General features: G+C 32.0%; 12 protein-coding genes. 9 read left to right on the top strand and 3 right to left on the bottom strand.

Annotated elements, in window-relative coordinates; all coding sequences use genetic code 11:
• Complete coding sequence (locus Q0770_RS04150) at positions 1–1,215, bottom strand: aminotransferase class I/II-fold pyridoxal phosphate-dependent enzyme (RefSeq protein WP_299114314.1); 1,215 nt, start codon at positions 1,213–1,215, stop codon at positions 1–3.
• A gap of 160 nt (positions 1,216–1,375) precedes the next feature.
• On the opposite strand from Q0770_RS04150, the gene Q0770_RS04145 reads away from it, so the two are divergent.
• From Q0770_RS04145 to Q0770_RS04105, 9 genes are all read left to right on the top strand, one after another.
• Positions 1,376–1,834 (top strand): Lrp/AsnC family transcriptional regulator, encoded by a 459-nt coding sequence (locus tag Q0770_RS04145; protein ID WP_299114312.1) that lies wholly within the window; start codon positions 1,376–1,378, stop codon positions 1,832–1,834.
• Between the two features lie 3 nt (positions 1,835–1,837).
• Positions 1,838–2,464, top strand: coding sequence for a CPBP family intramembrane glutamic endopeptidase (locus Q0770_RS04140; protein ID WP_299114310.1), 627 nt, complete (start codon positions 1,838–1,840; stop codon positions 2,462–2,464).
• Between the two features lie 85 nt (positions 2,465–2,549).
• Entirely contained in the window at positions 2,550–4,145 is a 1,596-nt protein-coding gene (locus tag Q0770_RS04135; protein WP_299114308.1) for a S41 family peptidase, read from the top strand.
• Positions 4,146–4,240: 95 nt separating this feature from the next.
• Positions 4,241–5,647 carry a dihydrolipoyl dehydrogenase gene (lpdA, locus tag Q0770_RS04130; protein ID WP_299114306.1) on the top strand — a complete coding sequence of 469 codons (1,407 nt, stop codon included), beginning with the start codon at positions 4,241–4,243 and terminating at the stop codon, positions 5,645–5,647.
• 31 nt (positions 5,648–5,678) lie between these two features.
• The gene (locus tag Q0770_RS04125; protein ID WP_299114304.1) at positions 5,679–6,134 is read left to right on the top strand and encodes a hypothetical protein; all 456 of its coding nucleotides are present in this window, start codon (positions 5,679–5,681) and stop codon (positions 6,132–6,134) included.
• A 73-nt stretch (positions 6,135–6,207) separates the two neighbouring features.
• Positions 6,208–6,750 carry a DinB family protein gene (locus Q0770_RS04120; RefSeq protein WP_299114302.1) on the top strand — a complete coding sequence of 181 codons (543 nt, stop codon included), beginning with the start codon at positions 6,208–6,210 and terminating at the stop codon, positions 6,748–6,750.
• Positions 6,734–7,579 (top strand): hypothetical protein, encoded by an 846-nt coding sequence (locus tag Q0770_RS04115; protein WP_299114300.1) that lies wholly within the window; start codon positions 6,734–6,736, stop codon positions 7,577–7,579. The genes Q0770_RS04120 and Q0770_RS04115 overlap by 17 nt, the downstream gene beginning before the upstream one ends.
• Positions 7,580–7,603: 24 nt before the next feature.
• Complete coding sequence (locus Q0770_RS04110) at positions 7,604–8,734, top strand: acyltransferase (protein WP_299114298.1); 1,131 nt, start codon at positions 7,604–7,606, stop codon at positions 8,732–8,734.
• A gap of 116 nt (positions 8,735–8,850) precedes the next feature.
• Positions 8,851–10,338, top strand: coding sequence for a beta-lactamase family protein (locus tag Q0770_RS04105; RefSeq protein WP_299114296.1), 1,488 nt, complete (start codon positions 8,851–8,853; stop codon positions 10,336–10,338).
• A 114-nt stretch (positions 10,339–10,452) separates the two neighbouring features.
• Here Q0770_RS04105 and Q0770_RS04100 read toward each other — a convergent pair whose 3' ends face one another.
• On the bottom strand, positions 10,453–11,184 hold the full coding sequence (locus Q0770_RS04100) for a LytTR family DNA-binding domain-containing protein (RefSeq protein WP_299114294.1): 732 nt from the start codon (positions 11,182–11,184) through the stop codon (positions 10,453–10,455).
• On the bottom strand, positions 11,177–11,917 hold the full coding sequence (locus Q0770_RS04095; RefSeq protein ID WP_299114292.1) for a sensor histidine kinase: 741 nt from the start codon (positions 11,915–11,917) through the stop codon (positions 11,177–11,179). The genes Q0770_RS04100 and Q0770_RS04095 overlap by 8 nt, the downstream gene beginning before the upstream one ends.
• Positions 11,918–12,106: the final 189 nt, after the last annotated feature.

The raw sequence follows: 12,106 nt of genomic DNA, 5'->3' as shown, positions 1-12,106 counted from the left end.
TTAAACCATTTCTGTTTCTAAAATTTCTAATTCGGCCATACATTCGTGCATTATTCCAAAGGTACGTTCTATATCTGCATCTAACCCAATAGAGAATCTTATTAGACCATCACTTAAGCCCATTTCTTCTTGTTCATGTTCAGGAATTTCAGAAGATGTAGAGCTTCCAGGTGCAGAAAATAATGTTTTGTAAAAGCCTAAACTTACAGCTAAGTAACCTAGATTACGTTCTTGCATTAATTCCATAAATGCATTGGCTTTATTAAGAGAACCAACATCTATAGTTAGCATGCCTCCAAAACCGTATTCTTGATTCATCATTGACTTAAATAGGTAATGCGAAGGATGAGACTCTAATCCTGGATATACAGTTTTTATGCCTAGTTTTTCAAAATTTTTAGCGAGATAACTCGCATTCTTGCTATGCTGCTGCATTCTTATGTGTAGTGTTCTTAAGTTCTTTAAAACGGAAGCAGATCTTAAACTATCCATAGTAGAACCCAATAGCATAGCTGCACCATCATTAACATTACGTAGTTGGTCTATAAACTCTTGAGTACAACAAGCGACACCGCCAACCGTATCACTTGAGCCATTAATGAACTTTGTTAAACTATGGATAACGATATCGGCTCCTAACTTTTTTGGTGATATTGATAATGGTGAAAACGTGTTGTCTACCACAAGTTTTAAATTATGCTTTTTTGCCAATTGTGCTAAACCTCTGATATCTGCCACTTCTAATAGTGGATTACTCACAGATTCGCAATACAAAACTTTTGTTTTAGAAGTAATTGCAGCTTCTACAATATCTAACTTCGTGATATCTACAAAGGACGTATCAATACCAAAACGAGGTGCAAAATTCTTTAAAAATGCATAAGTACCTCCATAAATAGTTCGACTACTAACAACATGCTCACCTGCGCCGCAAAGCTGAAGAAGAACAGGTGTAATAGCACCCATTCCTGAGGCAGTTACTGTTGCTGTTTCTGTGCCTTCCATGGCGGCCAAAGCTTCACCTAAATATAGATTTGATGGTGAGGAATGACGAGAATATAAATAACAACCATCGGCATTACCTTCAAACGTATCAAACATTGTTTTTGCGGATAAAAACGTATAGGTAGATGAATCTGAGATTGAAGGATTAACACCTCCAAATTCTCCGAAATATTGTAAATCTTGAATGTTATTTGCTGGTTTGAATGCCATAATTCTGAGTTATAAATTATTTTCAAAAATGATGCTATTTAGAATTAAAGTCAATCATTTTAAGTTATAATAGAAAATAAAACACTTAATAGTAAGTATATGTGATTATTTTTCTAATTTTATAAAAGAATATCATATTGAAAGCGAAAAATTTACAGTTATGGTTTTAGATCAAACAGATAAAACATTATTAAGATTATTACAAAAAGATTGTAAGCAAACCACTAAAGCACTGTCAAATGTTTTGGGTCTTTCGGTCACTGCAGTGTACGAACGCATTAAAAAACTAGAGAATCAAGGTATTATAAGTAATTATGTGGCTTTAGTAGATAAAGAAAGTGTAGATAAAAGTTTTATTGCATTTTGTCATATTAAATTACTGCAACATTCTAAAGATTATGTGGTTAAGTTTGAACGCGAAGTAGCTAAACTGCAAGAAGTTTTAGAATGCTACCATATCAGTGGTGATTATGATTATATTCTAAAGGTTTTGGTAAAGGATATGCAAGAGTTTCGAGAATTTATGGTTAAAAAATTAACAACTATAGATCATATTGGAAGTACACATAGTATGTTTGTGATTAACGAAGTAAAACACACCACAACAATTACCATTTAGATAATGCAAACAGTAAAATATAGACTTGCAGAGCTTTTTATCATATTTGTTTTAGTACCTACCAGCTTTGTTTTAGACTATCCGATAATTATAAAATTGATTATTGGTGTATTGGGCTTTGCATATATTTTGTATGTGTTATTGCGTGTAGAACGAATAAAATTTGAAGTCACAAAAGGATTGAATTGGAAGCGTTTTTGGAAAGTAACCTTCATAAAATTAATTGCTATAGCTATTGTTACAACGTTATACATGTGGCTAGTAGATGCTTCAAATCTTTATGTTGTTATTAGAAATAAGCCTATGTTATGGGGGTTTATACTATTTGTATATTCGCTATTTTCAGTTTACCCACAAGAATTAATTTATCGAACCTTCTTCTTTGAGCGTTATCAAGCTCTTTTTCAGAGCAAGACACTTTTTATAATAATTAATGCGGCATTATTTTCTTTAGCTCATATCTTTTTCAAAAATACTTTGGTTATGTTCTTAACTTTTATCGGAGGTATATTATTTGCTTTAACGTTCAGAAAAACAAAATCTACGGTATTGGTTTCAATAGAACATGCCATTTACGGCTGTTGGTTGTTTACTGTTGGTATGGGTAATATGTTAGGTTTTCCATCATAATTTATACCTCAGGCAACCTTTGTTAAAGATTCAACGTCTTTATGAAAAAGGCACTATTTCTAATTCATCAATTTAAAATCATAAAATGAAGAAATTTTTACTCCTATTAAGCGTATCAATTGTATTATCATCCTGCGGTAGTATTGAAAGTTACAACGAAGCTGTTACCAAAATGCACCCAGTTGAAGACTTACGAGAAGATGTAGATAAAGTATACACACAACTACAACGCTTACATCCGCGATTATATCAGTTTACACCAAAGGAGACTTTAGATTTTAAATTTGATAGCTTAAAAACGGCTATTACTTCCCCAATGACAAGCCGAACATTTCATAAAGAATTGGCAAAAGTCACTAAGTTTGTTGGTCAAGGACATATGTCTTTATCACCACCATCAACAAAATTTACTAGAAAGGAACGCAAGGCTAGACTCAAAAAAAAGTTTGAAGTTTCCAACTTAGATTTCGAATATTTAGATAAAAAATTAATTATTAGAAATGCCAGGGGAAAAGACTCTGTTTTAATAAATGCAGAAGTCTTAGAAGTTAATGGACAGAATCCTCTGGACTTAATGAAAAAATATAAGAAAACTATAGCCTCAGACGGTTATAACACAACCTTTCATGATAGAGCAGCAGGCTATAGATTTTTAGGTTATTACATACAAGACAATGGACGCTTTGATAGTATAACATTCAAATTTCGTAATGCTGACTCAACATTTGTAAAAAAGTATAAACGTGTTCCTAAAGTAGAAAAGAAAACAGAAACAGATTCTTCAAAAGCAGATTCTTTAAAGCAAATAAAACCAGTAAAGTTGACTAAAGCTGAAAAAAAGGCAAAAAAGCTAGAGAGGAAGAAAAGATTTAAAGATTACAAAAAGTATGGCTATAATTATTCAACAAAACTGTATAATAGAAACCTTTCTTTTGTTGGTAAAGATAGTACCACAGCACTTATAAAAATTAGAGGTTTTGGACGTGGTAAATACAAAGACTTTTATGAAGAAACTTTTGCAAAGCTAGATTCTTTGGGGACAAAAGATTTAGTTATTGACCTTAGAAATAATTTTGGAGGCCGATTAAATGAAATCCGATGGTTCTATTCCTATTTAACAGATAAAAACTTTACGTTAATCAATAAAAGCGAAGCCAATAGCCGTATTCCAATATTAAAAGCATTAATGAGTAATTCTACTTCAGTAGTTACAAAGTTTTTTGCAGGTTTGGCATCTCCATACCTTATTCCTAACAATTTGCTAAGATCCAGTAAAAAAGACGGTCAATTGTATTTTAAGTTTAAAGCAGCAAAAGAAAGAGAGGCTAATCCTCTTAACTTTAAAGGAAACATCTATGTGTTAATTAATGGTAATTCTTTTTCAGCATCTTCAATTTTGTCAACGCAACTTCAAGGCAGTAATCGTGCTACATTTGTAGGAGAAGAAACTGGAGGTGCGTACAATGGAACAGTAGCGGGTTATTATAAAGTTTATGAATTGCCAAACACTAAGATTAAAGCTAGAATTGGTTTAATGCATATAGATAGCAAATTTAAAACATCACCAGATGGCTATGGTATAAAACCAGATGTTGAAATTATGCCAACGTATCAAGATAGACTCAATAATATCGACCCAGAATTAGAATGGGCTTTAAATGATATTGAGAAGAAAAAGTAATTCGATTTCTGTCAAAATAATGCCTTTTAAAAATTCGTAAATCTTTATTCTAAGTTGTACTTTTGTAACTGATTTAATCAGATAAAAAACTTCTTATGAATTCATACGATGTCGTAGTTATAGGTTCTGGTCCCGGTGGATATGTTGCCGCAATCCGTTGCGCTCAATTAGGGATGAAAACCGCAATAATCGAAAAATATTCAACGCTTGGTGGTACATGTCTTAATGTAGGGTGTATTCCTAGTAAAGCGCTTTTAAGTTCTTCTCATCATTATGAGGAAGCAACTAAGCATTTTGCGGATCACGGAATTGAAATTCCTGGAGACATCAAGGTGAATTTAGAAAAGATGATTGCACGTAAGCAAGCCGTTGTCGACCAAACCACTGGCGGTATCGATTTCTTGATGAAGAAAAATAATATCGATGTTTACGAAGGCTTAGGGTCCTTTAAAGATGCGACGCATGTAAACATTGCTAAGACTGATGGTTCTACTGAAACTATTGAAGCCAAAAACACCATTATTGCTACAGGTAGTAAGCCAAGTAACTTACCATTTATAGAGCTGGATAAAGAGCGTATCATCACATCTACAGAAGCTTTGAAGCTTAAAGAAGTACCAAAACATATGATTGTTATTGGAGGTGGTGTTATTGGATTAGAGTTAGGTCAAGTGTATTACAGATTAGGTGCGCAAGTAACGGTTGTAGAATATATGGATCGTATTTTGCCAACCATGGATGCAGGTTTATCTAAAGAGCTGAATAAGGTCTTTAAGAAAGCTAAGTGTAAGATGATGATGTCTCACAAAGTGCAATCTGTTGAGCGCAAAGGCGATGAGGTTATTGTAAAAGCTGAAAATAAAAAAGGCGAAGTTGTAGAATTTAAAGGCGATTACTGCTTAGTTTCAGTTGGTCGTCGTCCATATACAGATGGCTTAAATGCTGAAGCTGCTGGTGTTAAGATTAACGATAGAGGGCAAGTAGAAGTTAACGAACATTTACAAACATCTGCTTCTAATATATACGCTATTGGTGATGTAATAAGAGGAGCTATGTTAGCTCATAAAGCTGAAGAAGAAGGTGTATTTGTAGCAGAAATTTTAGCGGGACAAAAACCACATATAGATTATAACTTAATTCCCGGTGTTGTTTACACATGGCCAGAAGTCGCTGCAGTTGGTAAGACTGAAGAAGAATTAAAAGAAGCAGGAACAGCTTATAAAGTTGGTCAATTTCCTTTTAGAGCTTTAGGTCGTGCACGTGCTAGTGGTGATATTGATGGATTTGTAAAAATCTTAGCAGATAAAACAACTGATGAAGTTTTAGGCGTACATATGATTGGCGCTCGTTGTGCAGATTTAATTGCTGAAGCTGTAACCGCTATGGAATTTAGAGCATCTGCCGAAGACATTTCACGATACTCACATGCACATCCTACATTTGCAGAAGCTGTAAAAGAAGCGGCCTTAGCAGCTACTGACGATAGAGCGTTGCATGTTTAAAATTTTATAACAAACTATATTTATAGCAACAATGAAGAATTTATTAATCGTATTATTAGTTATCCCTTTTCTGTCTTTTGGTCAAGTTTCAGAGAATGAAAAAAATGAAATAGAAACTTATGCGCAAAAGATGTGTGACTGTTTTAATAATACCCTTAAGGACTTACATCCAAAGGCAATTGAAGCTATAAATATTCTAGCAACAGATGGTCAACAAAAGATGGAACAATATATCACTAAGGAAATGCAAGAAGCTAGTGATGTAGATAAGCAAGCAATTATGGGGTCCTTTCAGAAAATGCAGGAACCATCTTTTGGAGCAAAAATTGAGAACTGTGACACTTCTTCAATTCAAAATAAAGCATTAAAAATTAGGTTAGATAATCCTAAAACTGAATCTCATAAATACTTGATGACTTATTTGAGTAGTGAGGATTCATGTAAGGTTTTAAAAGTATTTTACGATATGGGAACTAGCCAAAACTAAGGTAGTTATAAGATTTAAGAGCAATTTAAAATAAAAAGCGGGTCGGAAGATTCGCTTTTTTTATTTTTACATTATGAAGAATTTATTAATTATCTCTGTATTAACTCTCTTTAGCCTTTGTGGTTTTTCTGTTGAAGCACAAGAAGATGTTTATATAAAGGAGTATTTAGAGCGATTAGAAAACTCTAGAAAGTATGTGCTTAAAGTGGCAGAATTACTACCTGAAGAAAAGTATAACTCTAAAGTAACACCAGAGTCAATGAGTTTTGCAGAAAATTTATTGCATATTGGTTACGCAATGGACTGGCATAGTCAATCCTTATTAGGAGGAAGAAAAGCTAGGGTTTGGCAAACAGACACCATTTTTAAAACAGCAAATAAGTCTAAAAAAGAGATGATAAAACTTATTGATGAAACCTTTGATGAAACAATAAGGCTGATTACTAGTTTTGATACGAATAAGCTATCTGAACGTTTAGATTATTTTGGTCTAAATAGAACAAAGCGACAAATATTAATGCTACTAACTGATCATATCACGCATCATAGAGGCCAGATGCTAGTGACATTAAAATTAAACGGAATAACCCCACCAAGATATGTTTTATACCAATAAGCCATATATACTGATTGTATTTTTGTGTTTTGTTTTTGTGACTTGTTCACCTAAACTAAAAAGTAATGTTGTTACCAAGCTAGAACCATTAGCAAAGAGTACATTAATTGTTGTTTTGGAGCTAGCCGATAATCAAGACATTGATGGGCAACTTATAGGAGAAGTTAGTGCTAAGGACAACGGCTTTTCTGTGAATTGTGGCTATTACCAAAATATTGAAAATTTAAAAGAAATTGCACGTGCATCGGGAGCCAATTTGGTGAAGATAACACAACTAAAAGAGCCTAGTAAATGGAGCAGTTGTTTTAGATTATGGGGAAAAATTTATAAGGTAGACAACCCAAAACTGTACGAAACAAAAATAGAATGGAGCGAGAGTAGAAAACTTACTTGGGATGATTTTAAAGGCGAACCAAATACAGAAGAGCACCCAAATACATTGGCCATCACAAACTCTGGTTTTGGCATAGAATCTAGCTTTAATCCTTTTAAGGCATCAGAAATTATTGTGCACAATACATTTAATACTTTTAAAAGTTGGGGTATTCCAAAACATATGAATGATTATGTGTTGCGTCATGAGCAAATTCATTTTGATATCACTGAAATCTTTACTAGGAAATTGCGAAAAACCCTAGCAGATAATAGCATTACCAGTAAAGATATTGAAAGAGCAAGAGCACTTTTTGATGCTGCTTTTTTGGAGTACCAGCTATTCCAAGAACGCTATGATGATGATACCAAAAAAGGCGAAAAGAAAGATACCCAAGAAAAATGGGAAGCTATTGTTGAGATTGAGCTGGCTAAATATGATGCTTACAAGCAATAGTATATAATTAATAGATAAAGTTTATTGAAAAATATTTTTGTAATCCAGTTAAATCCAAATAGAATCTTTGGATTAGATATATTGAGAGCATTAGCTATTATTTTTGTAGTATTAGGACACGGAAATAGTTTAATCTTTGAAAAACCTCCAAAACTTGTCCAATTTTTAATTTTTGACGGTGTAAGTATATTTTTTGTTCTAAGTGGATTTTTAATAGGAAGAATACTTATCAAAGAACTTTCTAAAAGCAAAATAAATTATAAGACCATACTAAATTTTTGGATTAGGAGATGGTTTAGAACTCTACCAAATTATTATTTAATCCTTTTTACGTTATTTACTCTAAATTATATATTCAATAATAATTTTTCACTTTTTAATTATAAGCGCTATTTTTTATTTGCTCAAAATTTATATTATAAACATCCTTATTTTTTCTCAGAAGCTTGGAGTTTAAGTGTTGAAGAATGGTTTTATTTATTGATACCATTATTGATATTCTTTTTAATAAAAATTTTCAAAATCTCAATTCCCAAAGCTATTATAATAATTGTTTTTGGGATAATTATTGGAGTTACTTTTTTCAGATTTCAAAGATATAGTTTAGATATAATTGATGATTTGACTTCTTGGGATAGGTTGTTGAGAAAGCAAGTATTTACTCGCTTGGATAGTTTAATGTATGGCATAATTGGGGCATATGTTTATATTTATTTTTTTAATTTTTGGAAGAAAACTAAAATAGTATTTTTTATATCGGGGATTATTCTATTAATTACAATGCAACTAAATCTTTTAGATTTTAAAAGTTTCGGATTATATCATTGTGTTTTTTCATTTTCATTCACCTCTTTAGGAACGCTTTTTTTACTACCTTATCTAAGCTTATTTAAAAAGGGAAAAGGATTATTTTATAAAACTATTACTTACATAAGTTTGATATCTTATTCGATGTACCTTGTAAATTTAAAAGTTGTCAAAAAGTGGATTTTATCCAATATTAATCTTGAATTCATACAAACTTTTGATATGAATTTATATTTGGGTTTGAGATATATGTTGTTTTGGTCATTAACTATTTTATTATCTGTTCTAATTTATAAATATTTTGAAATGCCAATGACTAATCTTAGAGATAAGATAGTAGTTAAATGATATTTGAAAACTCTTTTATTAATTTATTGCTAGTCAATATCTTCTTTATAATTTTTATAACTGTAACAAATCGAATGTTTAATTATCTGTAGGTTAACCATTTGTATATAACTATTATGAAAAAGCCTTTACTGATTGCCATTTGCTTTACACTATTTTTTAGCTGTAAAGAAGAAGTTAAAGAAACACTATCTCCAGAAGTATTAGCAATACAAGAGCTAGTGCTCAAACAAAAAGAACTTTTTGAAGCACCCGGTATTGCGGTTGGGATGATTAAAAATGATACCATTGTTTATGCAGATGCGCATGGTGTACAAAGCCTTAATACAAAAAAAGCACTCACTACAAAATCTATATTTCATATGGCATCTGTCTCAAAGCCTTTTGTAGCGACTGCCGTGATTCAGCTTGTAGAAGAAGGAAAGATAGATTTGGATGAAAAATTGACACATTATTTACCCTATTATACAATGGCAGATGAGCGTTATAAAGATGTTACCATTCGTCAAATGCTTAGTCATACATCAGGAATTCCAAATACTGATGATTATGAATGGGATAAACCGCAATATGATGACGGTGCAGCTGAGCGTTACGCTAGAAGCCAAAATGTATTTGAACTCGATTTTACACCTGGTACAGAATATAGTTATAGCAATCCAGCATTTGATATTCTTTGTGATGTAATTTCTAAAGCTTCAGGAATGACATTTGAAGCCTATATGAAACAGAATATTTTTGAACCTGTAGGGATGGTTAATAGTACATTTTTTAAACCAGGAGTATCAAAAGAATTAGCGACTAGCCCTCATGTTTTGGGAGACAGTTTACAACTTGAGGTAAGTAAAATTTATCCTTACAACAGAAGACATGCAGGGAGCTCTACATTGCATAGTAATGTCGATGATATGTTACTTTGGGCAAGAGTTAACCTTAACAAAGGCACCATTAATGGTAAACGCATTTATTCTGAAGAGTCTTATAAATTATTAACGACGATACAAACTCCAAAGAATCAACGTAAGGTGGGTTTAAGTTGGTTTTTAGGTACAATAAATGATAATCCTTTTGTGTATCATGCAGGTAGCGATACAGGTTACCATACGTTTTTTGGCTTTATGCCTCAAGGTAAAGTAGCTATTACATTGATGGTAAATACGGATAATTTTCAAACATCAAAGAGTATTGCCACTATCATAAGAAATAGTGTTTTTAATGATTCAATTACGGTTAATGCGCCGATACATTATAAACTCAAAAACTACATACTTACAGAAAATATTAAAAAAGTAAAAGAGATTTACTTTACTGAAAAAAGTAAGGCAGTTAAAGATTATGATTTTGATGACGGTTATTTAGATGATTTGGGCTATTGGTTAATAGATAGAAATCATCCAAAAGAAGCCTTAGATGTATTTCTTCTCTTGGTTGAGGTTGACCCAAACTATGCAGGGTGGGTTTCTAGCGTTGGTGATGCATATAAGGAGCTAGATAGCATAGACCAAGCTATTCAGTGGCACAAAAAGGCACTTAAAATGAATCCCAAATACGAGTATCCTAAAGAAGAAATCGAGAAGCTTTTGAAGAAAAAATCTTTGAAATAATATTTAGAATTATCTAATACTTAAAACTCCCAAGTTCACTTTTGCATGAATCGCTTATTTGTTTATAACTGTTTGTAAGTCATTTGTTTATAGTCTTGTTCCTGTGCGTAACTTCTAAAATCGTTCTAATATTTTTAATGCTTCTGATTTATAGCTACGGCTAATGGTTAATGTTTTATCAGCTATAGAAACAAATTCATTGGTAAAAGTGCTAATCTCTTTTATGGCTACAATATAAGAGCGGTGTATCCGTAGAAACTGTGACTTAGGTAGTTTTGCTTCAATGTTACTAATAGTTTCGCGAGTAACTATAGACCTTGTGCTGAGCTTAGTCGAAGTATTTTCTTTACAGTGAATTTTAATATAATCGCTATAACTTTCTATATAGATGATGCTTTCAAAATCTATTTTCTGCATTTGTCGGTCGGCGCGTACAAAAATAAAATCTTGTGTTTCTAGAGGTTTTGTTGTTGTTATGCTTGGTTCAGAAATTTCAAAATAACGATTAATAGCTTGCGATAAACGCTCAAAAGAAATAGGTTTCATTACATAGTCTACAGCTTGCAAATCAAAACCTTCAACTGCATAATCTCGATAGGCTGTGGTAAAAATGACTTGGATGTTTTTATTAATAGATTTAGCAAAAGCTATTCCAGTAATTTCTGGCATATTAATATCTAAAAAGACCAAATCGACTTCATGCTGACTAATAGCATTAAAAGCTTCAACGACATTACCGCATTGAGCTAATACTGAAATGCGTTCTATTTTAGAAAGATGTAAAGCAATGATTTCCCTTGCAACAGCTTCGTCATCTACTATGATACAGTTAATTGTTTTAACCATTAGATGCTTCTAGTTTTAGTTGCACATGGAAACTATTATGAGTTTCAGAGATATCTAGACTATATTGGTCTTTATAGAGCAGTTCTAAACGTTTTTTTATGTTTTCTAAGCCAATACCATGAGGTTGAGATTGGCTTTTTTCATGAGAGTTTGTAATAATAAAGTTAATGGTGTTGCCTTTGCATTCAAATGAAATTGCAATGGAGAGTTTCCCGTCAATAATTTTCCCGTGTTTAAAGCTATTTTCTACAAAAGGCAAAAATAACATTGGAGCAATAGAGATAATATCTGTACAGCTTTCAGAATTAAAAGTAACATGCAATGTATCTCTAAAACGTAGCTGTTCTAAACTAATGTAATCTTTAATATGATTTATTTCTTCAGTAAGTTCTACTTGGGGTTTATCTACTTGGTAAAGCAAATAATCTAAAAGATTAGAGAGTTTTAATATCATCTCAGGTGTCTGTTCTGCTTTCTTTAACGCAAAACCATACATGGTATTTAAGGTGTTGAATAAAAAATGCGGATGTATCTGCATCTTCAAATAGTTTAATTCTTGTTCTTTTAACTTGAGTTGTGCTTCTAGTATTTTGGCTTCAAGTTCAGCATTATAATTAGATTGCTCTAAATTCAATTTTAAGAGCTTAAACGCACTAACGACAATAACTACTAGATATACACAAGCAATTATAAATAAAGTGTTACGAGATAATGACTCAACTCTTGTAAACATAAAATTGGTCAAAAATGCAATACCAAAAAAGACCGAAAACATAATGCTGAAAACAGAAATTATTATGGTGTATAATGTATAAAGAGCAAATAAAGCATACCGTTTTGTAATCAAATAATTTGGAATAAGCTTGTAAATAGAAATGTATGTGGTACCTATAGTTATAGGCATTAAAAAGAGAGAGAAATA

This window comes from uncultured Winogradskyella sp. (assembly GCF_947501905.1).
GTDB lineage: Bacteria > Bacteroidota > Bacteroidia > Flavobacteriales > Flavobacteriaceae > Winogradskyella.
This window is presented reverse-complemented; position numbering and strand designations above follow the sequence as displayed.